The organism is Actinacidiphila sp. bgisy144 (genome assembly GCF_057708105.1).
This window is the reverse complement of the sequence record NZ_JBYIRM010000049.1, coordinates 19,503-45,437: the sequence shown is the minus strand read 5'-3', so window position 1 is coordinate 45,437 and position 25,935 is coordinate 19,503. Positions and strand designations below refer to the sequence as shown.

Below are 25,935 nucleotides of genomic sequence, written 5' to 3'. Positions count from 1 at the left end.
CCCCCCCCCCCCCCGCGGCCTGCTCGCGCCGGGCGCGAGCAGCGGACTACGTCAGAGGTTGACCCCGAAGTCCTGGGCGATGCCGCGCAGGCCGGAGGCGTACCCCTGGCCCACCGCGCGGAACTTCCACTCCGCGCCGTTGCGGTACAGCTCGCCGAAGACCATCGCGGTCTCGGTCGAGGCGTCCTCGGTCAGGTCGTAGCGGGCGATCTCCGCGCCGCCCGCCTGGTTGACCACGCGGATGAACGCGTTGCGGACCTGGCCGAAGCTCTGCTGCCGGGTCTCGCCCTCGTAGATCGAGACCGGGAAGACGATCTTGTCGACCTCGGCCGGCACGCCGGCCAGGTTGACCTTGATCGACTCGTCGTCGCCCTCGCCCTCACCGGTGAGGTTGTCACCGGTGTGCTCGACGGAGCCGTCCGGGCTCTTGAGGTTGTTGAAGAAGACGAAGTGCTTGTCCGACACGACCTTGCCGGAGGCGTCGAGCAGCAGCGCACTCGCGTCGAGGTCGAAGTCGCTGCCGGTGGTGGTCCTCACGTCCCACCCGAGGCCGACGGTGACCGCCGTGAGTCCGGGGGCCTCCTTCGTCAGCGAGACATTGCCGCCCTTGGAGAGGCTGACACCCATGCTGGATCTCCCTGCTCGGTTCGGCGCGGGCCACGCCGCTTGACGATTCCTTTGCCCAACGGATTCAACGCACACCACCCTGCCCGGGTTCCCGCCCGGCTGCCACCGCGACCCGCACGCAGAACAGGGCGGCATCGAAGAACGATGCCGCCCTGTCCGGGTCCTGCCTGGAAACACCGGGTGCTTCCGCTGGTGCGCGAGGGGGGAGTTGAACCCCCACGCCCTTTCGGGCACTGGAACCTGAATCCAGCGCGTCTGCCTATTCCGCCACCCGCGCATGGGTGCCGCCGTTGGGCTTCTCACCTGGGCTTCGACCGGTAGGTCTTGCTGGTGGGAACCCCGTCCGACATGCAGAAGATTAGCACGCCGCAAGCCGTGCGTTCACATCCGTTTCCCGCGGTGCCCGGCGGGCGGCACGCGGGGGCGTGGCGGTGCGGGACACTGGGGACACTGGTGGGGACGGCCCGCACCCGGGGCCGGTCCGGAGCCGCGCACAGCGGCCCCAACTACCATCGCTGTGGGTGGGAGGAGCGCAGGCGCGGCGCGGTGTGAGGGTGGACACTGCCCACCCGGTCAAGATCGGGGAACCACGGGTTTTTCCCACGCGTGGATACGATCAGTAAGCAGTATCGGAATCGAGCCGACGGACGATCCGGAGGAGGGAGGTGCCCGGTGGGTGTGCTGAAGCGTTTCGAACAGCGGCTTGAGGGCATGGTGAACGGCACCTTCGCCAAGGTCTTCAAGAGCGAGGTGCAGCCCGTGGAGATCGCGGGTGCGCTACAGCGTGAGTGCGACAACAACGCGACGATCTGGAACCGCGACCGCACCGTGGTGCCGAACGACTTCATCGTCGAACTGAGCGCTCCCGACTACGAGCGGCTGAGCCCGTACGCGGTCCAACTCGGCGACGAACTGGCCGGCATGGTCAAGGACTACGCCAAGCAGCAGCGCTACACGTTCATGGGCACCATCAAGGTGCACCTGGAGCGGGCCGACGACCTGGACACCGGGCTGTACCGGGTGCGCAGCCGCACCCTGGCGTCCAGCGAGTCCCAGCACCCGCAGTCCCACCAGCCCCAGCGCCCGCCCGCACCGCACGCCCCGCACGGCCACCAGCCGCCGCCCGCGCGCCCGCAGCAGTCCTACCAGGCGCCGGCCCCGCCGCCGTACCAGCAGCGCCCCGAGCGCCCCGCGCCCGACCGGCACGCCGCACCGCCGCGCCCGGCCGGCCTGCCCCCGATGCCGGCCGCCCCGCCGCCGGGCGGCGGCGCCCCGGTGACGCGGCTGCCCGGCACCGGCGTGCCCGCGGGCTCGCCGGCGGCGAGCGTCCGGCGCTGGGTGGAGATCAACGGCACCCGCCACCAGATCTCCCGCGGCAGCCTCGTGCTGGGCCGCTCCACCGAGGCCGACGTCCGCGTGGACGATCCGGGCGTATCGCGCAAGCACTGCGAAATCCGGGTCGGCACCCCCTCCGTCGTCCAGGACCTCGGGTCGACAAACGGCATCGTGGTGGACGGACAGCACACCCAGCGCGCTACGCTCCGCGACGGCTCCCGCATTGTCGTGGGGAGCACCACCATCGTGTACAGGCAAGCCGAAGGGTGAAGCGGGGGCAATGTCAGAGCTGACCCTGACGGTCATGCGGTTGGGTTTCCTCGCCGTGCTGTGGCTGTTCGTCATCGTCGCGGTCCAGGTGATCCGCAGCGACCTGTTCGGGACCCGGGTGACCCAGCGCGCCTCGCGCCGGGCCGACGACCGGTCCCGCCCGCCGCAGCAGCGCCAGCAGCAGGCGCCGCCGCCCCGCCAGCAGCCGCAGAACAACCGCCAGCGGCGCGGCGCCCCCACCAAACTGGTGGTCGCCGAGGGCTCGTTGGCGGGCACCACGGTGGCGCTCCAGGGCCAGACGATCACCCTGGGCCGGGCACATGACTCGACGATTGTGCTCGATGACGACTACGCGTCCAGCAGGCATGCCAGGATCTACCCGGACACCGACGGCCAGTGGATCGTCGAGGACCTGGGCTCCACCAACGGCACCTACATGGACCGCAACCGGTTGACCACGCCCACCCCGGTCCCGCTGGGCGCGCCGATCCGCATCGGCAAGACCGTCATCGAGCTGCGGAAGTAGTCGCACAATGGGGCAGCGAAGCCACGACGCGCGAGCGAGAGGGTGGGCAGCGTGCGGATGTACCCGGAACCGACGGGGGAGGTACGCATGTCGTTGAGCCTGCGTTTCGCCGCCGGTTCGCACAAGGGCATGATCCGCGAGGGGAACGAGGACTCCGGCTACGCCGGCCCCCGTCTGCTCGCGATCGCCGACGGCATGGGCGGCCAGGCCGCCGGCGAGGTCGCCTCCTCCGAGGTGATCTCCACCATCGTCACGCTCGACGACGACATCCCCGGCTCCGACATCCTCACCTCCCTCGGCACCGCGGTGCAGCGGGCCAACGACCAGCTGCTGCACATGGTCGAGGAGGACCCCCAGCTGGAGGGGATGGGCACCACGCTCACCGCCCTGCTGTGGACCGGGCAGCGGCTCGGGCTGGTGCACGTCGGCGACTCCCGCGCCTACCTGCTGCGGGACGGTGTGCTCACCCAGATCACCCAGGACCACACCTGGGTGCAGCGGCTGGTGGACGAGGGCCGGATCACCGAGGAAGAGGCCACCACGCACCCGCAGCGCTCGCTGCTGATGCGCGCGCTGGGCAGCGGCGAGCGGGTCGAGCCCGACCTGTCCATCCGCGAGGTGCGGGTCGGCGACCGCTACCTGATCTGCTCCGACGGGCTGTCCGGGGTGGTCAGCCACCAGACCATGGAGGACACCCTCGGCGGCTACCAGGCCCCGCACGAGACCGTGCAGGAGCTGATCCAGCTCGCGCTGCGCGGCGGCGGCCCGGACAACATCACCTGCATCGTCGCCGACGTGCTCGACACCGACGACGGCGACACCCAGGCCGCGCAGCTCAACGACACCCCGGTGGTGGTCGGCGCGGTCGCCGAACACCAGTCGCAGCCCCACGACCCGCGGCACCTGGACACCCCGGCCGGCCGCGCCTCGGAGCTGGGCCGCACCCCGCACCAGGCCGGGCCCACCGGCACCTTCGGGCCGCCCGGCAGCGGCGACCCGGTGCCCGGCACCCCGCCCGGCTCCTTCGGCGCCTACGACGGCGACCTCGACAAGCCGGCCCGGCGCAAGTGGCCCAAGCGCACCCTGATCAGCGTCGTGGTGCTGGCGGTCGTGGCCGGCGGGCTGTACGGGGCGTACTCCTGGACCCAGAACCAGTACTACGTGGGCGCCAAGGGCGACCACGTCGCCGTCTACCAGGGCATCAACCAGAAACTCGTGGGCCTGAGCCTGTCCAAGGTGCACCGCGACCGCTCGGACATCCCGCTGAAGTACCTGCCGTCCTACCAGCGCAAGCAGGTGCAGGACACCATCGCCACCAGCAGCCTGGGGCAGGCGGACGACAAGGCGGACGAGCTGGCCCAGCAGGCCGAGGTCTGCAAGAAGGTCGCCACTGCCACCAGCCTGGCCGACAAGGCCAAGGACGCGACGAAGAACGCCGAGAACTCGGTCGGCTCCGGCAGCGCCGAGGGGACCAAGGGCGGGAAGAAGATCACCACCACCCCGACCCCCTCCCCGAGCGCCTCCCTGACGCCGGACGAGAAGAAGCTGGCCGGCGAGTGCAGCACGGACACGGACACGGGCCAGCAGTAGTGCCGGCACCGGGAGCAGCAGGAAGGTTCGGCTCGTCATGAGCGCCAGCAACACCACGACGATCACGTCGATCGGCGCGCCCAACCGCCGCAACACCGAACTGGTCATGCTGCTCTTCGCGGTGGCGATCCCCGTCTTCGCGTACGCCGACGCCGGGCTCGCCAAGCACGGCTCCGTGCCGGCGGGCCTGGCGGAGTACGGCCTCGGCCTGGGCTGCATCGCGGGCATAGCGCACCTGCTCGTCCGCAAGTTCGCGCCCTACGCGGACCCGCTGATGCTGCCGATCGCGACCCTGCTCAACGGCCTCGGGCTGGTGCTGATCTGGCGGCTGGACCAGGAACCGTCCATCACCACCCCCCAGCTCGGCGGCGCGATGGCCCCCAAGCAGCTGATGTGGTCCGCGCTCGGGGTGGCGCTCTTCGCCCTGGTGCTGGTCTTCCTCAAGGACCACCGCATCCTCCAGCGCTACACGTACATCTCGATGATCGTGGCGCTGGCCCTGCTGATCTCGCCGATCTTCTTCCCCGCGGTCTACGGCGCCCGGATCTGGGTCACCATCCCCGGCGTCGGCTCGCTCCAGCCGGGTGAGTTCGCCAAGATCGTCATCGCGGTCTTCTTCGCCGGCTACCTGATGGTCAAGCGCGACGCCCTCGCGCTCGCCTCCCGCCGCTTCATGGGCCTGTACCTGCCGCGCGGCCGCGACCTCGGCCCGATCCTGGTGATCTGGCTGTTCAGCCTGCTGATCCTGGTCTTCGAGACCGACCTCGGCACCTCGCTGCTCTTCTTCGGCCTCTTCGTGATCATGCTCTACGTGGCCACCGAGCGGACCAGCTGGATCGTCTTCGGCCTGCTGCTCAGCGCGGGCGGCGCGGTGATGGTCGGCACCACCGAGGCGCACGTCAAGGTCCGCGTCCACGAGTGGCTGCACCCGCTCGCCCTCCAGAACGGCGGCGTCACCGAGACCGCGCAGTCCCGCTACGCCTTCGGCTCCGGCGGCCTGTTCGGCTCCGGCCTCGGCGAGGGCTACAGCCGGCTGATCGGCGGCATCGCCCCGAAGAGCGACTACATCCTCGCCACCGTCGGCGAGGAACTGGGCCTGGCCGGCGTGATGGCCATCCTGCTGCTGTACGGGCTGCTGATCGAGCGCGGCATGCGGACCGCGCTGGCAGCCCGCGACCCGTTCGGCAAGCTGCTCGCGGTCGGCCTGTCCGGCGGCTTCGCGCTCCAGGTCTTCGTGGTCGCCGGCGGCGTCACCGGGCTCATCCCGCTGACCGGTATGACCATGCCCTTCCTCGCCCAGGGCGGCTCCTCCGTGATCGCCAACTGGGCGCTGGTCGCGCTCCTGCTCAGGATCAGCGACACCGCGCGGCGCCCGGCGCCGAGCCCCGCGCCCTCCCCCGACTCCGAAGCGACCCAGGTGGTGCGCAGCCAGTGAACAAGCCCCTGCGACGGGTCGCGGTCTTCTGCGGTCTCCTCGTCCTCGCCCTGCTCGTGCGCGTGAACTACGTGCAGTACGTCCAGGCGGGCCAGCTCTCCAGCGACCCGAACAACCGGCGGGTGGCGATCAACCAGTTCGCCCAGCCGCGCGGCGACATCATCGTGGACGGCAAGGCGATCACCGGCCACACCACGACCACCGGCAGCGACTTCAAGTACAAGCAGACCTTCACCGACGGCCCGATGTGGGCGCCGGTGACCGGGTACGCCTCGCAGGCGTACAGCACCTCGATGCTGGAGGGCGTGGAGGACAAGTTCCTCACCGGCAACGACGACCGGCTCTTCTTCAACCGCACCGTCGACCTGCTCACCGGCAAGCAGAAGCAGGGCGGCAACGTGGTGACCACCCTCAACGCCAAGGCACAGGCCGCCGCGTTCAACGGGCTCGGCAAGAAGAAGGGCGCCGTGGTGGCGCTCGACCCGCGCACCGGCGCGATCCTGGCGATGGCCAGCACCCCGTCGTACGACCCGAACTCCTTCGCGGGCAACTCGCTGACCGACGAGAAGAACTGGAACGCGGTCCAGAAGAAGAGCGACAAGGACGACCCGACGCTGAACCGGGCGCTGCGCCAGACCTACCCGCCCGGCTCGACGTTCAAGCTGGTCACCGCGGCGGCGGCGCTGGAGAGCGGCAAGGTCACCGACATCGACTCCGCCACGGACTCCCCCGACCCGTACATGCTGCCGGGCACCACCACCCCGCTGCCCAACGAGGGCAACATCCCCTGCAAGAACGCCAGCATGCGCAACGCGCTGAAGTACTCGTGCAACAGCGTCTTCGGCAAGCTGGGCAACGAGGTGGGGCTGGACGGGATGGTCTCCGAGGCCGAGAAGTTCGGCTTCAACGAGGAGCAGTTCATCCCGGTCCGCGCGGACGCCAGCAACTTCGACACGAAGATGAGCGACGACCACGTCGCGCAGTCGTCGATCGGGCAGTTCGACACCACCGCCACTCCGTTGCAGATGGCGATGGTGGCCGGCGCGATCGCCAACGACGGCACGCTGATGCAGCCGTACGAGGTGGACAAGCTGGTGGCGCCGAACCTGAGCACCATCTCGCAGACCTCGCCGAAGAAGATGAGCCAGCCGCTGTCGGAGGAGAACGCGAAGAAGCTCCAGTCGATGATGGAGACCGTGGTCGACTCCGGTACCGGCAGCAACGCCAAGATCAGCGGTGTGACGGTCGGCGGCAAGACCGGTACCGCGCAGAACGGCGTCAACAACGAGGGCATCCCCTACGCCTGGTTCGTCTCCTACGCCAAGACCGACCAGGGCTCGCCCGTCGCCGTGGCGGTCGTGGTCGAGGACGCCTCCGCGAAGAGCGACGTCTCCGGTAACGGGTACGCCGCCCCGATCGCCAAGAAGGTCATGGAAGCGGTGCTCGACAAGTGAGAGACACGTCACGTCCGGATCGGGTCGCAGGCAGATACCGGTCGGATATCGGCGGGCCGCCGAGCCCGATGTGCGCGCGGAGCGCCCGGTAGCGTAGGCCCGAGCAGGCATAGGGCACAGGTTCACATGTCGGGTTGAGCTTGCGGGATTGAGGAGAGGGCAGAGCTATGGAAGAGCCGCGTCGCCTCGGCGGCCGGTACGAGCTGGGCTCGGTGCTCGGCCGCGGTGGCATGGCCGAGGTGTACCTCGCCCATGACACCCGGCTCGGCCGCACCGTTGCCGTGAAGACGCTCCGGGTGGATCTCGCCCGCGATCCGTCCTTCCAGGCCCGGTTCCGCCGTGAGGCCCAGTCGGCCGCCTCTCTGAACCACCCCTCCATCGTCGCCGTGTACGACACCGGCGAGGACTACGTCGACGGGGTCTCGATCCCATACATCGTGATGGAGTACGTCGACGGCTCCACGCTGCGCGAACTGCTGCACTCCGGGCGCAAGCTGCTGCCGGAGCGCTCCCTGGAGATGACCGTCGGCATCCTCCAGGCCCTGGAGTACAGCCACCGGGCCGGCATCGTGCACCGCGACATCAAGCCCGCGAACGTGATGCTGACCCGCACCGGCCAGGTCAAGGTCATGGACTTCGGCATCGCCCGCGCCATGGGCGAGTCCGGCATGACGATGACCCAGACCGCCGCGGTGATCGGCACCGCGCAGTACCTCTCGCCGGAGCAGGCCAAGGGCGAGCAGGTCGACGCCCGGTCCGACCTGTACTCCACCGGCTGCCTGCTGTACGAGCTGCTGACCGTCCGGCCGCCGTTCGTCGGCGACTCGCCGGTCGCGGTGGCCTACCAGCACGTCCGCGAGGAGCCGCAGCCGCCGTCGGTGTACGACCCCGAGGTCACCCCGGCGATGGACGCGATCGTGCTGAAGGCGCTGACCAAGGACCCGGACTACCGCTACCAGTCGGCCGACGAGATGCGGGCCGACGTCGAGGCGGCACTGGACGGCCAGCCGGTCGGCGCGACCGTCGCGATGGGCGCGGCCGGCTACGGCTACCCGCACCAGTACGGCGACACCGCGGCCACCACGGCGATGCCGCCGCAGACCGACCCGCAGACCTCGATGCTGCCGCCGGCCCGCGACGACGACGGCGGCTACGGCTACGAGGACCGCCCGGACCGGCGCCGGCAGAAGAAGTCGAGCAACACCTCCACGGTGCTGCTGGTCATCGCCGCCGTGCTGGTGCTGATCGGCGCGATCTTCCTCGGCAAGTCGCTGTTCGGCGGGCACGCCAACAACAGCGGCACCGTGCCGGACTTCACCAACGTGTCGCTGACCGACGCCCAGGCGAAGGCGGGGAACGTCGGCATAAAGCTGGTCAAGGGCCCGGCGGTGTACTGCGGGAACGTCGACAAGGACCTGGTCTGCAAGCAGGACCCGGCGGCGGACTCGGCGATCCCGTCGGACAAGACGGTCACCGTGAACCTGTCGAAGGGCGCCGCGCCGGTCGCGGTGCCGGATGTGACCAACGACAAGTTCGACGACGCGAACACCGAGCTGACCAAGCAGGGCTTCCAGGTCCAGCAGAAGTCCGAGACCTCCACCACGGTCGACCCGGGCACGGTCATGAGCCAGGACCCGAAGGGCGGCACCAAGGCCGCCAAGGGCTCGACGATCACCCTGACCGTGGCGGTGGCGCCGAAGAAGGCCACCCCGACCAACGTCAAGGGCGAGTCCTACGACGACGCGGTCAACGCCCTCAAGGCGCAAGGCTTCACCAACATCAGCCGGGGCACCGACCAGCCGTCCGACGAGACCCAGCAGGGCGACGTCATCAGCCAGACGCCCGACCCGAGCGCGGGTGAGCAGTCACTGGACACCCAGATCGTGCTGACCGTCTCCTCGGGTCCGGCGCCGACGACCCAGGCGCCGGCGACCATGCCCGACCTCGCCGGCAAGAACGTGGGCGACGCCAAGGCGGCGCTCCAGGCGCTGAACCTCAACCTCCAGATCAACGCGGTCAACATGCAGGGCGGCCAGGCCGCCGACAACGCCAAGGTCGTCCAGACGGACCCGCAGGCCGGCACCCAGCTCCAGGAGGGTCAGACGATCACGCTGACCGCGTTCGGCGGCAACGGCTTCGGCCAGTAGGCCGCCGCTCCTCCTCCCGCGCCGCCCAACACCCCGCGCCCCGCCGCCGGAGCTACTTCAGCTCCGGCGGCGGGGTGCGCTGTGCGTCGACCTTCTCGGTGCGGACCAGCTGGCCCCACACCACGTAGCGGTAGAGCGAGGTGTAGACGGGCGTGCAGGTGGTGAGGGTGATGTAGCGGCCCGGCGTCTTCTTGCCGGACTCCTTCGGGACCTGGTCGGTCACCGCGACGTCGTACTTCGAGGTCTGGTCGAGGACCTTGTAGACCTTGTAGACGTACCAGGTGTCCTTGGACTCGAAGACGATCGGGTCGCCGGTGTGGATCTTGTCGATGTTGTGGAACTTCGCGCCGTGGCCGTCGCGGTGCGCGGCGACGGTGAAGTTGCCGGTGCTGTCCCAGGGCATCGCCGCCGGGGTGGGCTTGGTGTAGTAGCCGGCCACCCCCTCGTTGAGCACGTTGGTGGAGGTGCCCTTCTTCACCAGCACCTCGTAGTTCCGGCCCATCGCGGGCACGTGCAGGAAGCCGATGCCGTCCTTGGTGTCCAGGCCGCGCGGGGCGCTGTTGCCGCCGCCCGACGGCGTCTGGGCCCACTCCTGGCGGACCTTCGCGGCCTCCTTGCGGGCGTGCCGGTCGGCGACGACGTTCGTCCACCACAGCGAGTAGACGACGAACAGCGCGAGGATGAGCCCCACGGTGATGAGGACCTCGCCGACGACGCTGATGACGGCCGCGACACGGCCCCGCCCGGTGCGGTTCTCGGTGGTCACGCTGTTCCGTTCTGTTGTTGTCGCGCCCTCAGCCATTGACGAGCGCGTCGGGTTTGCCCTTGCTGCGCGCCCGCTCCTCGGTCAGTTTGCCCCAGACGATCAGCCGGTTGGTGCTGGTGAACTCGGGCGTGCAGGTGGTGAGCGTGATGTAGCGGCCCGGCCCGGTGAAGCCGGAGCCCGGGGGCACGGGGTCGAGGACGCTGATGTTGCTGGGCGGGGTGGTCGCCAGTGAGCTGGTCACGGTGTAGGTGTAGTACGTCGTGGACGTCTCCACCACCACCTTGTCACCGGGGACGAGGCGGTTGATGTAGCGGAAGGGCTCGCCGTGCGTGTTGCGGTGGGCGGCGACCGCGAAGTTGCCGGTCTTGTCCCAGGGCATCGCGGTGTTGGTCGGCTCGCCGTCGTAGTGGCCGATCATGCCCTTGTTGAGCACCTTCGTGGTGCTGACGCCCTGGGCGATCGGGGCCTTCACGTCCAGCTTGGGGATGTACATGATCGCGAAGCCCTGGCCGGGCGAGAAGGTGCCCGCGTCCCGGCTGCCGTCACCGGTGCTGTTGTCCCACTGCTGCTCCAGGTTGTGCGACGCGCTGTTGGCCTGCGCGTGCGCCCGTACGTTGGTCCACCACAGCTGGTAGGTGACGAACAGCAGCATCACGACGCCGACGGTGATGAACAGTTCGCCGACGATCCGGCTGATCACCACCGCGGGGCTGTCCTTGGCAGCCTTCGCGGCCCGGCGGGCCTCGACCCGGCTCAGCGGCGCGGCCGGCTGCTCGCCGTCGGCCGCGGGGGCGGGCGCTGCGGCGGCGCCGCGGCCCCGGGCGCGGTGGCCGCCGCGGGCGGCCGCCTTGCGCCGGGCGGCGCGGCCGCCCTCGGCAGGGGCCGGCCCGGGGGTGGGTGCCGCGGCGGGGGTAACGGCCGCGGCGGGGGCCCCGGCCTGGGCCGCCTCAGCCGCCTGGGCCGCCTCGATGGGCACGGTGTCGGTGAACTGGGGAAGCTGCGCGGTCTCGTCGGGCGCCGGCCCGGATGCCCTCGGCTCGGGCGAAGGCACGGCGGCCGCGGGAGCGGCAGGGGCCGGCGCCGTGCCAGGCGTCGTGCCGGGTGCCATGACGGCCCCTGGGGCCGGGGCAGGTGCCGGGCCGGGCGCGGTCACGGGTGGCGGCGCCATCGGCGGGGGCGCGCTCGCCGGCTCCGGCTGCTGCGGGGCCCGCCCCGGCGCGCGGAACCACGGCGAACCCGGCGCGGGGCCTTGCGGCGGGCCCTGCGTCGGGCCCTGCTGCGGGCCAGGGGGCGCAGCACCGTGCGCGGGCCCCTGCGGGGCGCCCTGCGGCGGGCCCTGCTGAGGTGTGCTGCCGCCCGCCGGGGCCCGGCCGGGCAGCGGGTCGTTCAGCGGGTCCGCGAGCTGTCCGACGGCGACCTCGAACTGCCCGGTGTCCTCGTACGACATCGGGCCGTCGGAGTGTCGCTCCGGCCGGAGCGTGGTCACCTCGCGGCCCCCGCGGCCGGGGTGCCCGTCCCGACCACCGGGGCCAGTCCGTGCGAGCGGGCCACCGCTCCCGGTTCACCGCACTCGGCCAGCCAGTTGGCGAGCATGCGGTGCCCCCACTCGGTGAGCACCGACTCCGGGTGGAACTGCACCCCTTCGACGGCGGCTTCGCGGTGCCGGAGCCCCATGACGATCCCGTCCTCCGTCCAGGCGGTCACCCGCAACTCGTCCGGGAGTGTGTCCCGTTCGACCGCGAGCGAGTGGTAGCGGGTGGCGGTGAAGGGCGAGGGGAGCCCGGCGAAGACTCCGGAGCCCTCGTGCAGCACCGCCGAGGTCTTGCCGTGCAGCAGTTCCGGCGCGCGGCCGACGACCCCGCCGTAGGCCACCGCCATGGACTGCACACCCAGGCAGACGCCGAAGACGGGTACGCCGGTTTCCGCGCAGTGCCGGACCATGTCCACGCACACCCCGGCCTCTTCGGGGGTGCCGGGGCCGGGGGAGAGCAGCACCCCGTCGAACCCCTCGTCGGCGTGCGCGAGTCCGACCTCGTCGTTGCGCAGCACCTCGCACTCGGCGCCGAGTTGGTAGAGGTACTGGACCAGGTTGAAGACGAAGGAGTCGTAGTTGTCGACCACGAGGATGCGTGCGCTCATCGGAAGGCGGCCACTCCGTGCTGGACTGAGGTCATCCCGTTGTCGACGGTGACGTCGTTGAACGGCAGCAGCGGCTCCGCCCACGGGAACACGTACTGGAAGAGGATGTAGACGACCGCGAGGACCAGCACGAGTGAGATCAACGCCCTCACCCACACGTTGCCCGGCAGATGTCGCCAGATCCAGCCGTACATGCGGTGCCTTCCTTCCGGGTCCCCGCAACAGGGTAAAGGGAGATCGGCGACCAAGGGACGTCCATGGGACAAAGCTTCGGCATGGGATCGGGCCGCGCGCACGGGATGCCGGGGGCCGGCGGCGGGGCGGCTCACTGCTGGTCCACAGGCGTCGCATAGCGCAGGTCCACCGACCCGGTGTAGCCGGGCAGGGTGGTCCGGCCGGACGCCGCCACCTTCCAGCCGAGTCCGTACGCCCGCACGTACTGGAGGTAGTTGCGGATCGCCGGGCTGGCGTCGAGGGCCTTGCGCAGCCGGCTCTGGTCGCCGACCGCGGTGATCCGGTAGGGCGGGGAGTACACCCGGCCCTGGAGGATGAGGGTGTTGCCGACGCAGCGGACCGCGCTGGTCGCGATCAGCCGCTGGTCCATGACCCGGATGCCCCGGGCGCCGCCCTGCCACAGCGCGTTGACCACCGCCTGGAGGTCCTGCTGGTGGATGACCAGGTCGTTCGGCTGCGGGTCGGGCACGCCGGGCACCAGCGCGGTGGCGTTCGGCGGGGCGTCGTCGAGGGTGACCTGGAGCGCCGGGCCGGTCAGCGGCGCGGTGCCGGCCGCCTTGCCGAGGGCGTCGATCCGGGCCCGGTCGGCGGCGCTGAGGCCACTGCCCTGCCGGGTCAGGCCGTCCACGTCGGAGCGGACCCCGGCGAGCTGCCGCTCCAGCTTCTCGTTCTGCGCGTTCTTCGCCCGGATGTTGTCCGACAGCTTCGGCAGCGGGTCGTCGCTGCGGATGTCCACACCCTTGGCGGTGTCGAAGCTCGTCCAGAAGATCAGCCCGGCCAGCGCGAAGACGCCCGCGCTCAGTGCGCGCAGCGCTACCGTTCGGGAGGTCCCGCGGGATGTCCCACGAGATGTAGGGGCTGGGGAGGTGCCACCGGCTCCGGTCACCAAATACCCTTCTCCTTACAACCCAAGGGAAGCACTACGCTAACGGACGTCCGGGAGCGGCACCGCCTCCCACCGCCCCTCACCCGCCGGGCTGACCCCACAGAACCGCGCGGTCACGCAGCGCATCGACAGGAGTTCTCTCGTGCCGAAGTCACGGATTCGCAAGAAGGCGGACTTCACCCCGCCCCCCAGCAAGAACGCCGGAGCGATAAAGCTCAGCAACCGCGGCTGGGTGGCGCCGCTGATGCTGGCGTTCTTCGTCGTCGGGCTGGCCTGGATCGTCCTGTTCTACGTGACCCGCGGCGACCTTCCGGTGGACGCGTTCGGCAACTGGAACATCGTGGTCGGCTTCGGCTTCATCGCCGGCGGCTTCGTCGTCTCCACCCAGTGGAAGTAGCACATCGACACGGTGGAAGCAGCACGTCGGGCATGGTCCCCCGCACTTGTCCACACGGTTATCCACAGTGGGGAAAAGGTCGGAAGATCTGTGGATAACCTCTACGGAGTTGACGCCGGTACGACCGGTGGTCGCCACGGCGGCCACCGGTCTTTCGTCGATCGGGCCGGGAAAACCCGGTCGAACCGGACCACGTGACGTCGTGCACACGGGTTGTGCACAACATGGCGGAAGTTCTTCACAGGTGCGGTCCCGCTGTGGATAACGTCGGATCAACGCCAGGGACACGGGCCGGTGCGGCGGTCAGGGCGTGACTTGCGCCACAGCCACGCCGATGAGCGCGACCGAGGCCAGCAGCACCGCCGCCGTGGACCCCCACTGCACCAGCGACCGCCGCTCCCGCGGCGCGTAGAGCATCCCTATGGCCACCAGCGTCCCGGCCACCAGACCGCCGACGTGCGCCTGCCAGCTCACCCCGCTCCAGGTGAAGCTGAAGAGGATGTTCAGGCCGAGCAGGATCAGGATCGGCCGCATGTCGTAGTTGGCCCGCCGCATGTACACCGCGGTCGCGCCGAACAGCCCGAAGATCGCCCCCGAGGCGCCGATGGTCAGCGCGTCCGGCGCGAGCAGCAGCACCGCGGCGCTCGCCCCCAGCGCGGAGACCAGGTACAGCGCGATGTAGTGCAGCCGCCCGAGCCGCTGCTCCAGCGGGGCGCCGATCCACCACAGCGTCAGCATGTTGAAGCCGATGTGCAGCGGGTTGGTGCGCTCGTGCAGGAACGCCGAGGTGATCACCCGGTACCACTGGCCGTCGGCCGCGCCGCCGCAGACATGGTGGCCGAACTGGTCGTGCAGGCACACCGCGTACAGCCCGTAGTCCGAGGCGACCTTGCCGGTGGCGCCCCCGCCGGCCGCCAACTCCACCAGCCACACCGCGACGTTGACCGCGATGAGGATCTTGGTGACCAGGAACGGGTCGCCCCGGCCGACCCGGCTGCCGGTCACGGTACGGGGCTGGGAGACGTGGCGCGGGGCGCCCGGACCCGCCTGGTGGGACTGGGCCACGCACTCCGGGCACTGGAAGCCGACCGAGGCGCTGACCATGCACGCGGTGCAGATCGGCCGCTCGCACCGGGTGCAGCGGATGCCGGTCTCCCGGTCGGGATGCCGATAGCAGCAGACCGGCTGGTCCATGACGTCCACTCCCTGATGACACCCGACGACACCCTGCGCGCCTGTGCGCGCGCCCTGTGCGGGCTGTGCACTCGTACGCCCCGCCCTCTGAGTACGTGCGGGCGGGGCGTGGCGTTCCCCGAAGACTACGGGATCGGCGGTCGCGGGCGGGCGGTCAGGAGGTACGGCGCTCGATCAGCACCGTCTCCAGGACCACGTCGCTGAGCGGGCGGTTGGTGTGCGGGTTGGTCGGGGTGCCGACGATGCCGTCCACCACCTTCCGGCTGGCGTCGTCGGCGACCTCGCCGAAGATGGTGTGCTTGCGGGTGAGCCAGGTGGTCGGTGCCACGGTGACGAAGAACTGCGAGCCGTTGGTGCCCGGCCCGGCGTTCGCCATCGCCAGCAGGTAGGGCCGGTCGAAGGCCAGGTCGGGGTGGAACTCGTCGGCGAACTCGTAGCCCGGGCCGCCGGTGCCGTCGCCCAGCGGGTCGCCGCCCTGGATCATGAAGCCGGACAGGACCCGGTGGAAGACGGTGCCGTCGTAGAGCTTCTCGTGCGACGGGTCACCGGTGCGCGGATCGGTCCACTCCCGGGTGCCCTCGGCGAGCCCGACGAAGTTCGCGACCGTCTTCGGGGCGTGGTTCGGCAGCAGCCGGATCACGACGTCTCCGAGGTTGGTCCGCAAGGTGGCGTAGAGCTGCTCGGCCACGTTCTACCTTCCATGATTCTTCGCTGACAAGGGACAAATCCTTGCACGGCCCGGACGGTGCCGTGGGCCCGGTCCCCGGCCGTGCCCGCTGCTGGGGCGGCCGGTACGAGGGGAATCGGGCCGACTGACCCGGATGGCTTGCCGCACATGCCGTACACCGGTCGGCCGGGCATGATTTCGAAGCGGATGGACAGGCGAGGACGGTACGCCACCGAACCACCGAGGAGGAGGTTCCTGTGACCCGCATCGACAGCGTGCGCCACGCGGCCGACGTGACGAAGGACAGCGTGCGGCACGCCGCGGAGGTGGCCGCACCGTACGCGGCCGCGGCGAAGGAGAACGCCGTGGTCTACGGCCGGCAGTACGGTCGGCAGGCCGGCGTCTACGGCCGCCAGGCGGGCGCCGTCGCCCGGCAGCAGTACGAGGCCAAGCTCGCGCCCCGGGTCGACCAGGCTCGGGAGCAGGTGTGGGCCGCCATGCCGCCCAAGGCCGCCAATGCCGTGGAGACCGCGACCCGCCGCACCGCGGAGGGCGCGCGGGCCGCCACCGACTACGCCGCCCCGAAGGTGACCACCGCGGTCGCCGCGACCCGCTCCGCGGCCGGTCCGGCCAAGGACGAGGTGGTGCTGCGCGGTGGGGCCGCCCTGCAGGCCCTGCGCGGCCAGGTGTCGGCCGGCGACATCGACCGGCTGGTGCGCCGCCGGATGCGGCGCGCGAAGGCCGGGCGGGCCGCCCGCGACGTGGTGCTCGTGGCCGTCTGCTGCGGCGCGGCGCTGGCCGCGTGGAAGTGGTGGAACAAGCAGAACAACCCCGAGTGGCTGGTCGAGCCGTCGGAGCCGACCGACACCGGCGAGCGCTCCCCGATGCCCGGCACCACCACCCTCACCGTGGTGGACCCGCAGTCCGGCTCGCTGAACGGCTCCTCGCCGGACACCGTCGACCACGTCGACGGCTCTCCCGGGGCGGACGAGCTCGACGAGGAGGTGCGGGCCAAGCAGGCGGAGGCGGACCGCAGGCGCGAGAACGGCGAGGGCGGCGGCCACTAGGCCGTGGCCTGGAGCCGCCGCGTCCGCCCGCCGGCGCGGTCCGCGGCCGGGCTCAGGCCGTCGCCGCGGGTGCCGGCGCGGTCGCGGCGCCGGCCGGGTCGGCGTCCTCCACGTGCTGGTCGAGCACCGCGGGGACGTCCTTCAGGGTGCGCAGCGCGAACAGCGCGCCCGCGAGCATGACCGCCGCGGCGGCCACCACCGTGACGTGCATGCTGCCGGTGAACGCCGCGCGGGCCGCGTCCACCACCTGCCGGCCGGTCGCGCCGCCGAGCTGCCGGCCGGTCTGCACCCCGCCCGCCACGGACTCGCGGGCCGCCGACCGGTGGCCGGCGCCGAGCAGCGCGGGCAGGTGCAGGTCGTTCCGGTAGAGCGTGGTGAGCACCGACCCGAGGATCGCGATGCCGAGCGCGCTGCCCAGCTCCGTGCCGGTCTCCGAGATCGCCGCCGCCGCGCCCACCCGCTTTCTGGGCACGCTCGCCAGGATGGTGTCGGAGGTGACGGCGAAGGTGAAGATGACGCCGAGGCCGTTGACGACCAGCAGCGGCAGCAGGTGCCAGTAGCCGGTGTGCGGGGTGACCCGGACGAAGGCCGCGGTGCTCAGCGACATCAGCAGCAGGCCGAGCGCGACCGTGCGGGCCCGGCCGGCGCGCTGGACCAGGACCGTGGACAGCGGCGCCCCGAAGGCCGCGGACAGCGGCCCCGGCAGCAGCGCGAGTCCCGCCATGAGCGGCGACCAGCCGTGCACGACCTGGAAGTAGAGCGAGCAGGCCAGCGACAGCGTGGACGAGGCGAACAGCGCGACCACGTTCGCGGCCAGGGCGCCGGTGAACGCGGCGTTGCGGAAGAAGCGCAGGTCGAGCAGCGGCTCGGCGAGCCGCCGCTGGCGGCGCAGGAAGGCGGTCAGGGACACCGCGCCGACGGCCGCGGCGATCCACACCGCCGGCTGGTCCACGCCGTCACGGGCCGCGGTCTTGATCGCGTAGATGATGCCGAGCATCCCGGCGATCGACATCGGCACGCCGGCCCAGTCCAGCCGCCCGGGGTGCGGGTTCCTGGACTCCGGCAGCACGATCGCGCCCGCGACCAGCACCAGCGCCATCAGCGGCACGTTGATGAGGAAGACCGAGCCCCACCAGAAGTGGTCGAGCAGCAGGCCGCCGACGACCGGGCCGAGCGCGAAGCTGGCCGCGCCGACGCCGCTGCTCACCCCGACCGCGGTGGTGCGCTCCCGGGGGTCGGTGAAGGCGTTGCGGACCAGGGAGAGCGTGGAGGGCATGATCGTCGCGCCCGCGACGCCGAGCAGCGCGCGGGCCGCGATCAGCAGGCCGGGGTCGTCGGCGTAGGCGGTGAGCGCGGAGGCGGCGCCGAAGCCGGCCACGCCGAGGAGCAGCAGCCGCTTGCGGCCGATCCGGTCGCCGAGGCTGCCGGCGAAGATCAGCAGCCCGCCGAGGACGAAGCCGTACACGTCGACGATCCACAGCAGTTGCGTCGAGGAGGGGTGGAGCTGGTCGGTGAGGCTCGGCAGCGCGTAGTTCAGGACGCTGTTGTCGATGCCGAGGAGGGCGGCGGCCACGCAGCAGATGGCGAGGACCGCCCAGCGGCGGCCGTCGGCCACGGCGCCGGAGGCGGGGGCGGGAGTTGTCGTCGTCATGGCACCGAGCGTGGGCGGGGGCGCTGACCGCGGGCTGACCGTCGGCGCACCGCGGGCTGACAGCGGGTGTCGGCGCAGGTCGGTGCGGTGCCCCGGAGCGGTGGTCGCGCCCTTCGCGCGGGGGCGGGGGACGGGTCACCCGCTGGTCAGGTACTCCGTGGTCAGGGCGAGCGCGGCTGCCCGGTCCAAGGCGCGGGTGCGCGCGTACGCCTCCTCGTACGGCCCGTCGCCCAGGGCTCTTCGGGCCGCGGCGGCCGTGGCGCGCACGTCGGGTCCGCCGGGCGGCCTGCCGCGCACCGCGTGTGCGGCGCCCAGCAGCAGTGCGGCCCGGCGCGGTTCGTCGACCAGCACCGCGAGCCCCGCGGCGGCCACCGCCAGGAGCGCACCGGACATCGGGAACTCCATGGCACCGCTGCCGCTGTCCGCCGCGGCGGCCCTGAACCGGTCCCGGGCGGCGGCCGCGTCGCCCTCGGCCACCGCGATCCAGCCGAGGGCGCGCAGCGCGGTGGAGCGGATGCCGTCGCTGGAGAACCAGCCGCGCGGGCACTCCAAAAGCGCCTGCTCGCACAGCGCCCGCGCGGTGGCCAGGTCGCCGGACAGCCGGGCGGCCTCGCCGAGCCCGACGTGGGCCATCGCCAGCGTCTCCGGCGAGCCGGCCCGGCGGGAGAGCAGCACGGCCCGCTCGCAGTACGCCCGCGCCGCGTCGTACTCCTCCGCGCGCAGGCTGTACGCGGCGTGGTTGCAGAGCAGTTCGGCCATGTCCAGGGCGGAGTCCAGCTCCTGCGCCAGCTCCAGCGCACGGCCCAGCGACGCGAGGGCCTCCGGCAGCCGGCCGTCGTAGTCCGCGAGGTCGGCGAGCACGTTGAGGGAGGTGATCATGCCCCAGCGGTCGCCCTCGGCCGTGAAGTACTCCAGGGCGCGGGTGCACTCGCGCCGGGCGGCGGCGGTGTCGGCGTGCGTCATCCACGCCTGGAAGCCGGCGCCGAGGTGGCCGAGCGCGCGGTACCACGGGTCGTCGTGCTCGGCGAGGAACTCCTCCAGCACCGCGACGGTGTCCTCGCTCGCGTCCGGCACGCCCGCGAACGGCGCCCACAGCAGCGTGAGGACGGGGAAGCGCCGGGACACCCGGTGCATCCGGTCCACGACGACGGTGGCGGCCGCCACGTGCTCGGCGTAGGCGTCCGGGTCGGAGAGCGCGCCGAGCACCGCCATCACGCACAGGGCGAACTCCTCCTCCATGCCCTCCGGCGGGTGCGGCCCGAGCGCCGCGAGCACCTGCCGGGCGGCCGCGACCCCCTCGTACCGCACCCCGCGCAGCAGCCAGTACGACGACAGGGCCGCGACCAGCCGCATCGTGGCGGTGGTGTCCCCGGCGGCCTGGGCGCGGTGCAGGGCCGCCCGGAAGTTGTCGTTGTCCTCGGCGTACCGCGCCAGCCACTCCACCTGCTCGGCGCGGCGCAGGTGCGGGTCCGCGTCGAGCGCGAAGCGCAGGAAGTGCGCGATGTGGGCACGCTGGGTGCGGTCGGTCTCGCCCGCCTCGGCCAGCCGCTCGGCGCCGTACGCGCGGATCGACTCCAGCACGCGGTAGCGGACCCGGCCGGACACGTCCGGCTGCTGGGCGACGACGAGGGACTTCTCCACGAGCGCGGCGACCAGGTCCAGCACGTCGTCGGGGTCGATGCGGTCCGCGCCGGCGGGGTCGCCATGGGCCGGTTCCGGGTCGGCGCAGACCGCCTCCGCGGCATCCAGGGTCCAGCCGCCCGCGAACACCGAGGCGCGCCGCAGCACCGCCCGCTCGTCCGCGGGCAGCAGCTCCCAGCTCCACTCCACGACGCCGCGCAGGGTGCGCTGGCGCGGCTGGGCGGTGCGGCTGCCGCGGGACAGCAGCCGGAAGAGCGCGTCCGGCCGTATGCCGAGGCTGTACGGGACCACGTCGCCGTCGCGGTCGGGGAGCGCACCGAGCCGGGCGGCGATGTCCACGACAGACAGCGAGCGCAGCCGGGCCGCGGCGAGCTCGATCGCCAGCGGCAGCCCGTCCAGGGCGGTGCACAGCCGCAGCACGGCGTCCGCGCTCGCCGGGTCGGCGACCGGGTCGAAGTCGGGGCGCACGGCGGTGGCCCGTTCGACGAAGAGGCGCACGGCGGGGGAGGCCAGCGCTCCTTCCCGGTCCGTGCCGGGCTGCGGCAGGGGCAGGGTCGGCACCGGGCACAGCGCCTCGCCGTCGATGCCGAGCGCTTCGCGGCTGGTGGCGAGGACCCGCAGCAGGGGCAGCCCGGCGAGGAGGCGCTCGGTGAAGTAGGCGGCTTCGGTGACGACGTGCTCGCAGTTGTCCAGGACCAGCAGCAGCGGGCGGTCGGCGAGGGCGGCCGTGATCCGGGACAGCGGGTCCGGCGCGGCGGCGCCCGGGCCGGACGTCGGCAGCAGCCCGCCCTCGCGGAGCCCGAGACCGCCGAGGACGGCCCGTGCCAGGGCGGCGCCGTCGTCGAGCCCGGCCAGCTCCACGAACCGCACGCCGTCCGGGTGGCGGCGGGCCGCCTCCACCGCGAGCCGGGTCTTCCCGGCGCCGCCCGGGCCGATCAGCGTGACGAGCCGGCCATGCGCCAACTGCTCGCCGATCCGGGCGATTTCCTCCTCGCGGCCGATGAAGCTGGTGAGCCGGGCAGGAAGTTCGTGGTGCTCCGGAGGCTCGGGACGCTCCGGATACTCCGGATGTGCACGGCGGGCGTGCGGCGCTGTTCCACGTGGAACATGCGCCTCCGCGCGTGTTTCACGTGGAACATGCGCGGTTGTCCGGGGCGGTACGGGCGCGGGCCCGGCTGCGGCTGCGCCCGGCCACTCCCGCTCCTCCCGCGTCCGCGGCCTGTCCGGTATCAGCGACGGGTCCCCGCGCAGCATCGCGAGGTGGACCGCGGACAGCTCCGGGCCCGGGTCGGCGCCCAGCGCGTCGGCCAGCTCCCGCCGGGCCGCCTCGTACGCCGCCAGCGCCTCGGCCTGCCGCCCGCTGCCGTACAGCGCCCGCATCAACTGGCCGCGCAGCCGCTCCCGCAGAGGGTGCGCGGCCACCAACTCCCCCAGTTCCGCCACCACATCGCGATGCCGGCCGAGCGCCAGTCCTGCCTCGACCCGGTCCTCCACCGCCCCCAGCCGCAGTTCCTCCCACCGCGCCGCCTGGGCCACCGCGAACGGCGCGTCCCCCACGTCCGCCAGCGCGGGCCCGCGCCACCACCCGAGCGCGTCCGCCAGCAACTCGGCCGCCGCGTCCGGCTGTCCGGCCGCCAGCGCCTCCCGCCCGCGCAGCGCCAGCCGCTCGAACCGATACGCGTCCACCTGCTCCCGCTCCGCCGCCAGCCGGTACCCCGCCGGGTGCCCCTCCACCGCCACCGGCAGCACCTGCCGCAACCGCGAGATCTGCGACTGCACCGCGTTGGCCGCCCCGGCCGGCGCGTCCGCCCCGTACAGGCCGTCGATCAGCCGCTCCGCGGCGACCACCCGCCCCGCCTCCAGCACGAGCAGCGCCAGCACCGCCCGCCGCCGCGGCCCGCCCAACGCGGCCTCGGCGCCGTCGGCCCCGACCGCCCGCGTCGCCCCCAACACCCCGAACATGACCACCCCCCGATTCTGTCCCACCCCCACCCCGACCCCCAGCCCCCGCACCCCACCGCCCGGCCGCCGCACCCGGCCCACACGCCGTCGGCCCCCTCACCCATCCCGGGTGAGGGGGCCGACGGTCTGCACGCGCACGAGTGGAGCCTAGGAGATTCGAACTCCTGACATCTGCCTTGCAAAGGCAGCGCTCTACCAACTGAGCTAAGGCCCCGTGTGGCAGACAGCGTACCGGGTGGAGGGGGGCGAGCCGAAACGGGTTGTGGGCGGGATGGGGGGACACACCCTCGCGCCCGGGTGGGCGGCCCTGGCAGAGTCTGGTCCGACGGGATCGAGGTCGGTGAAGAGGGCGGACGGCAGGCGATGGGCGAGGTCTTCGCGGGTCGGTACGAGCTGGTGGACCCGATCGGACGCGGCGGGGTCGGAGCGGTATGGCGGGCGTGGGACCGCCGCAGGCGGCGCTACGTGGCGGCGAAGCTGCTCCAGCAGAGCGACGCCCACGCGCTGCTGCGCTTCGTCCGGGAACAAGCGCTGCGGATCGACCACCCGCACGTGCTGGCCCCGGCGAGCTGGGCCGCGGACGACGACAAGGTGCTGTTCACCATGGACCTGGTGTGCGGCGGTTCGCTGTCGCACCTGGTCGCGGAGTACGGCCCGCTGCCGCCGCGCCTGGTCTGCGTGCTGCTCGACCAGCTGCTCGCCGGGCTGAGCGCGGTGCACGCCGAGGGCGTCATCCACCGGGACATCAAGCCCGCCAACGTCCTGCTGGAGGCGACCGGCACCCGCCCCCCGCACGTACGGCTGTCGGACTTCGGGATCGCGATGCGCAAGGGCGACGCCCGGCTCACCGAGGCCAACTACGTGGTCGGCACGCCCGGCTACTTCGCCCCGGAGCAACTGCTCGGCGCCGAGCCGGACTTCGCGGCGGACCTGTACGCGACCGGGCTCGTCGCGCTCTACCTGCTCGGCGGGCGCAAACCCGACGCCCAGGCGGTTCAGGACCGGTTCCTGGAGATGGGCATGCCCCCGGCGCCGCTGGGCGTGCCGGGCCCGCTGTGGCAGGTGGTCGGCACCCTGCTCCAGCCGGACCCGTACGCGCGGTTCCGTACGGCGACGGGCGCGCGCAAGGCGCTGGCAGCCGCGTCGGAGCTGCTGCCGGAGGACGGGTCCGGCGAGGAACCGGTGGAGATCTTCGACCTGATCGGCCCGCTGCCCGCGGGGTTCGGCCCGGACGGGCCGACCGCGGACCGGGCGGTCACCGCGCCGGCGCCCGCAGGTGCGGCCGTCCCGCCGTCCACTCCCGTCCTGCCGTCCACTCCCGTCCCCCCGCCACCGGCGCTGCCGCCGGACCAGGACCGCTCGAGCCAGGGGCACCCGGGCCAGGGCCACCCGGCCGGATACGGTGCGGCGCCCCTGCCGGGCTACCCCGCCCGCCCCACGACGGCCCCCACGCCCATGCCTCCCGCCCCGCCCGCGGCTCCCCCCACGCCACCCGCCACCCCGGTGCCGCCCCCGCAGATGCCCGCCGAGGCCCCTGTGGAGCCCCTGCCCGCCCCGCAGCCGCCCGGCGGACGCCGCCAGCCCCGCCACGCCGCCCCGACCGCTCACGCGGCCGTGGAGGCCGTCCCGCTGCCCGCGCCCGCCGCTCCGCCGGAGCCCCCGACGCACCCGCCCACCCGCCTGAACCACCCCGCACCGCCGGAGCCCTTCCCGGCACCCGCGACCGCGGCCCCGACTCCGACCCCGCCCCCGGCCCCCGCGACCGCCTCCACCGCGCCGGGCACCACCACCGGCACCGCGGACACCGCCGACACCGCCTCCGCCGCCCTCCCGGCCCGCCGCGCCAAACCCGGCCCCCCGGCGAAGGTCGCGGTGCCGATGCTGGTCCTCGCCCTGCTCTGCTTCGCGATCGGCGTCGTGGCCCTGATGGCCTCCTGAGGCTCAGCCCCTGGCCGGCCGCCGCCGCGCCGCCCCGAACCAGACCGCCAGGACGATCAGCAGCAGCGTGCCGAGCCCGAACGCCCCGTACGCGACCATGCGCAGTCCCGGGACCGCGGGCGCGCCGCCGGCCGTGCCGGCGGCCGACGGCGCGCTGCCGTCGGCCGAGGCCGCCGCGCGGGCGTCGACGCCGATCCCGGCCGCGCCCGGGTCCCCGGCGTACGGGGGACCGGCCTGCGCCGTACCGGAGACCTGGACCCGCAGTGTGACCGGCACCGCCCCGCTGACCTGCTTGGCCACGTCCGGGTGCACCGTGACCGCGACGTAGTACCACCCCGCGTACCGCACCCGCTGGACCGTGTCGTCGTCCGAGGAGCGGTTCGCGTAGGACACCGTCGGCACCTGCGTGTCGAGCGAGGTCTGCGCGCCGGAGTAGGAGCCGTCGTCGCCGTCGACGTACTGCCGGACCGGGCTGAAGGAGGTCAGCCGGACCCCGGTGTTGACGAAGTTGAGGGAACTGCCGATCAGCGGAGCGCTGGAGAAGTCCGCGAAGACGGTGGCCTGTTGGCCCCAGTCGACCGCCACCTTGTAGAAGCGCGTCTCGCCGGGCAGCACCTGGTCCTTCCAGATGCCGGTCCGCAGCGCGGCCGCGGTCTCGAACGAAGTGCCGCCGCTCGCCGGCTTCGTCGTGCCGGTGGTGAGCGGGGTCGGGGAGGCGGTGGCGGTCACGTCGGGCGGTGCGGACTGCCGGTCGGCGCCCGCCTTGAGCGGCGGTTCCAGGACGTAGCGCAGCTCCAGCGGCCAGGCCGCCTGGTCCGAGCCCGCCTCGGAGGTGCGGTGCACCTGGAGCGTGTACCGGTCGGCGACCTCGCAGGAGCCGTAACCGCCGCTGGCCACGCGCTGCACCGCGGTGCCGACCGGGCGGGCGTCGCCGTCGTCGTCGAAGTGCGCCTCGCGGCTGTCGCACTGCGTCCCGTCGGCGCTGGTGAACTTCAGCTCGATGCCGTCGTTGTAGGCCACCTTCACGCCGGTCGGCGGCAGGGCGAACGCCGAGGCGTAGGCGGAGGAGACCGCGTCCAGGGGGATGGTGTACATCCGCGTCTGGCCGGGCTTGATGGTGTCCTGGTAGGTGGTGCCCGCCTTCAGCACGGGTGCGTCGGCCGTGGTGGCGGCTCCGGTGAGCACGCGGCCCTGCGGCTGCCAGGTGGCCGGGGCGGTCGGCGTGGCCGGGGCGGTGGCGGTGTCGGTGGCACCGGAGGGGGCGGAGGACGCCGAGGACGAGGAGGTGCCCGGCGACGTGGTCGTCCCGCCGTCCGCGACCGCCGGGGTCGCCGCGGCGGCCAGCACCACTAAGGCCGCGGCCACGCCGAACGTCGTGCGCTTCATCCCCTGCTCCCGTCCCCTCCGACCGGGGAACCGACCGGGACCGATCGGAGCCGATCAGAGTGCGATGCGCGGCACCGTAGCTGCACCGGCACCGTATCGGAACGGGCGGGAACGGCGAAGGCCCCGGCCGCGCTGTGCGACCGGGGCCCGAAGACCGCCCTCGCGCCTCTCGGCGCGCTGCTCACGGCATCTCACACGTCTGAGCCGGAACCACCCGGGACCGTGTCAGTGGCTTCCGTCCACAGGTCCTGCTCGGCGCGATCCGCCTGGATCTGCCGGTACACGAACAGCCCGGCGACGGCGGCCAGGGCGATCAGGAGAATCTTCTTCATCGCCTGACCCTCCTCCTTCTTGCGTGAGACGAGCTTCTGACCCGCCCGACTATACACAGCGGCCGATACCGAATGGTTACCTGGCATCGAAAACGGGTAGGGCGTCGCGCCACCGCCGAGGCCGGGCCCGACACCCCGCCGGGGAACGACAAAGGCGGCCCGGTCCCTCAGGGACCGAACCGCCTGTCTGCGAGTGGGGCTACCAGGACTTGAACCTGGGGCCTCTTCCTTATCAGGGAAGCGCTCTAACCGTCTGAGCTATAGCCCCGCGCTGCACGGAAAGATTAGCGC

The 25,935-nt window shown here is 72.6% G+C and carries 21 protein-coding genes and 3 tRNA genes; 9 read left to right on the top strand and 15 right to left on the bottom strand.

The features are described 5' to 3' along the window. Positions 1-51 precede the first annotated feature (51 nt). Together AC3EVP_RS34740 and AC3EVP_RS34735 are read right to left on the bottom strand one after the other, a co-directional pair. Positions 52-627 carry a TerD family protein gene (locus tag AC3EVP_RS34740; RefSeq protein ID WP_335971872.1) on the bottom strand — a complete coding sequence of 192 codons (576 nt, stop codon included), beginning with the start codon at positions 625-627 and terminating at the stop codon, positions 52-54. 190 nt (positions 628-817) lie between these two features. Continuing rightward, a tRNA-Leu gene (locus tag AC3EVP_RS34735) sits at positions 818-904 on the bottom strand. 395 nt (positions 905-1,299) lie between these two features. On the opposite strand from AC3EVP_RS34735, the gene AC3EVP_RS34730 reads away from it, so the two are divergent. The 6 genes from AC3EVP_RS34730 (at position 1,300) to pknB (ending at position 9,384) form a co-directional block, all read left to right on the top strand. Beyond that, positions 1,300-2,232: an FHA domain-containing protein gene (locus tag AC3EVP_RS34730; protein WP_435137192.1), complete on the top strand. Its 933-nt coding sequence runs from the start codon at positions 1,300-1,302 to the stop codon at positions 2,230-2,232. 10 nt (positions 2,233-2,242) lie between these two features. Then, positions 2,243-2,758: an FHA domain-containing protein FhaB/FipA gene (locus AC3EVP_RS34725; RefSeq protein WP_335971866.1), complete on the top strand. Its 516-nt coding sequence runs from the start codon at positions 2,243-2,245 to the stop codon at positions 2,756-2,758. A gap of 57 nt (positions 2,759-2,815) precedes the next feature. Continuing rightward, the gene (locus tag AC3EVP_RS34720; RefSeq protein ID WP_335972223.1) at positions 2,816-4,348 is read left to right on the top strand and encodes a Stp1/IreP family PP2C-type Ser/Thr phosphatase; all 1,533 of its coding nucleotides are present in this window, start codon (positions 2,816-2,818) and stop codon (positions 4,346-4,348) included. Between the two features lie 37 nt (positions 4,349-4,385). Continuing rightward, the gene (locus tag AC3EVP_RS34715) at positions 4,386-5,783 is read left to right on the top strand and encodes an FtsW/RodA/SpoVE family cell cycle protein (protein ID WP_335971863.1); all 1,398 of its coding nucleotides are present in this window, start codon (positions 4,386-4,388) and stop codon (positions 5,781-5,783) included. Continuing rightward, positions 5,780-7,237 carry a peptidoglycan D,D-transpeptidase FtsI family protein gene (locus tag AC3EVP_RS34710; RefSeq protein ID WP_435137187.1) on the top strand — a complete coding sequence of 486 codons (1,458 nt, stop codon included), beginning with the start codon at positions 5,780-5,782 and terminating at the stop codon, positions 7,235-7,237. Before AC3EVP_RS34715 ends, AC3EVP_RS34710 begins: the two co-directional genes overlap by 4 nt. A gap of 167 nt (positions 7,238-7,404) precedes the next feature. Next, positions 7,405-9,384 (top strand): Stk1 family PASTA domain-containing Ser/Thr kinase, encoded by a 1,980-nt coding sequence (gene pknB, locus AC3EVP_RS34705; RefSeq protein WP_335971859.1) that lies wholly within the window; start codon positions 7,405-7,407, stop codon positions 9,382-9,384. A gap of 52 nt (positions 9,385-9,436) precedes the next feature. Here pknB and AC3EVP_RS34700 read toward each other — a convergent pair whose 3' ends face one another. From AC3EVP_RS34700 to AC3EVP_RS34680, 5 genes are all read right to left on the bottom strand, one after another. Beyond that, complete coding sequence (locus AC3EVP_RS34700) at positions 9,437-10,186, bottom strand: class E sortase (RefSeq protein ID WP_335971857.1); 750 nt, start codon at positions 10,184-10,186, stop codon at positions 9,437-9,439. Next, a complete protein-coding gene (locus tag AC3EVP_RS34695; protein WP_435137183.1) occupies positions 10,179-11,597 on the bottom strand; it encodes a class E sortase in 1,419 nt (472 codons plus the stop codon). The genes AC3EVP_RS34700 and AC3EVP_RS34695 overlap by 8 nt, the downstream gene beginning before the upstream one ends. Before the next feature lie 35 nt (positions 11,598-11,632). After that, positions 11,633-12,289 carry an aminodeoxychorismate/anthranilate synthase component II gene (locus tag AC3EVP_RS34690; RefSeq protein ID WP_335971852.1) on the bottom strand — a complete coding sequence of 219 codons (657 nt, stop codon included), beginning with the start codon at positions 12,287-12,289 and terminating at the stop codon, positions 11,633-11,635. Then, positions 12,286-12,483 carry a hypothetical protein gene (locus AC3EVP_RS34685; protein ID WP_335971850.1) on the bottom strand — a complete coding sequence of 66 codons (198 nt, stop codon included), beginning with the start codon at positions 12,481-12,483 and terminating at the stop codon, positions 12,286-12,288. The genes AC3EVP_RS34690 and AC3EVP_RS34685 overlap by 4 nt, the downstream gene beginning before the upstream one ends. Before the next feature lie 131 nt (positions 12,484-12,614). Continuing rightward, a complete protein-coding gene (locus tag AC3EVP_RS34680) occupies positions 12,615-13,409 on the bottom strand; it encodes a DUF881 domain-containing protein (protein ID WP_435137179.1) in 795 nt (264 codons plus the stop codon). Positions 13,410-13,551: 142 nt separating this feature from the next. Here AC3EVP_RS34680 and crgA point away from each other — a divergent pair, with 142 nt between their 5' ends. Continuing rightward, positions 13,552-13,806, top strand: a complete 255-nt coding sequence (gene crgA / locus AC3EVP_RS34675; RefSeq protein ID WP_335971847.1) for a cell division protein CrgA — start codon at positions 13,552-13,554, stop codon at positions 13,804-13,806. A gap of 303 nt (positions 13,807-14,109) precedes the next feature. Here crgA and AC3EVP_RS34670 read toward each other — a convergent pair whose 3' ends face one another. Continuing rightward, a complete protein-coding gene (locus AC3EVP_RS34670; protein WP_335971845.1) occupies positions 14,110-15,000 on the bottom strand; it encodes a rhomboid family intramembrane serine protease in 891 nt (296 codons plus the stop codon). Between the two features lie 154 nt (positions 15,001-15,154). Then, on the bottom strand, positions 15,155-15,688 hold the full coding sequence (locus AC3EVP_RS34665) for a peptidylprolyl isomerase (RefSeq protein WP_335971843.1): 534 nt from the start codon (positions 15,686-15,688) through the stop codon (positions 15,155-15,157). A gap of 236 nt (positions 15,689-15,924) precedes the next feature. On the opposite strand from AC3EVP_RS34665, the gene AC3EVP_RS34660 reads away from it, so the two are divergent. Beyond that, on the top strand, positions 15,925-16,734 hold the full coding sequence (locus AC3EVP_RS34660) for a DUF5324 family protein (protein WP_335971840.1): 810 nt from the start codon (positions 15,925-15,927) through the stop codon (positions 16,732-16,734). A gap of 52 nt (positions 16,735-16,786) precedes the next feature. On the opposite strand, the gene AC3EVP_RS34655 is transcribed toward AC3EVP_RS34660, so the two are convergent. From AC3EVP_RS34655 to AC3EVP_RS34645, 3 genes are all read right to left on the bottom strand, one after another. Further along, a complete protein-coding gene (locus tag AC3EVP_RS34655; protein WP_435137174.1) occupies positions 16,787-18,385 on the bottom strand; it encodes an MFS transporter in 1,599 nt (532 codons plus the stop codon). Positions 18,386-18,520: 135 nt separating this feature from the next. Next, entirely contained in the window at positions 18,521-21,988 is a 3,468-nt protein-coding gene (locus AC3EVP_RS34650) for an AfsR/SARP family transcriptional regulator (protein WP_435137198.1), read from the bottom strand. 141 nt (positions 21,989-22,129) lie between these two features. Next, positions 22,130-22,202, bottom strand: a tRNA-Ala gene (locus AC3EVP_RS34645). 83 nt (positions 22,203-22,285) lie between these two features. Here AC3EVP_RS34645 and AC3EVP_RS34640 point away from each other — a divergent pair. After that, positions 22,286-23,926, top strand: a complete 1,641-nt coding sequence (locus tag AC3EVP_RS34640) for a serine/threonine-protein kinase (RefSeq protein WP_435137171.1) — start codon at positions 22,286-22,288, stop codon at positions 23,924-23,926. 3 nt (positions 23,927-23,929) lie between these two features. On the opposite strand, the gene AC3EVP_RS34635 is transcribed toward AC3EVP_RS34640, so the two are convergent. From AC3EVP_RS34635 to AC3EVP_RS34625, 3 genes are all read right to left on the bottom strand, one after another. Continuing rightward, a complete protein-coding gene (locus AC3EVP_RS34635; RefSeq protein ID WP_435137168.1) occupies positions 23,930-25,312 on the bottom strand; it encodes a hypothetical protein in 1,383 nt (460 codons plus the stop codon). A gap of 191 nt (positions 25,313-25,503) precedes the next feature. Continuing rightward, entirely contained in the window at positions 25,504-25,644 is a 141-nt protein-coding gene (locus tag AC3EVP_RS34630) for a DLW-39 family protein (RefSeq protein ID WP_335971832.1), read from the bottom strand. 194 nt (positions 25,645-25,838) lie between these two features. Further along, positions 25,839-25,912, bottom strand: a tRNA-Ile gene (locus tag AC3EVP_RS34625). Positions 25,913-25,935: the final 23 nt, after the last annotated feature.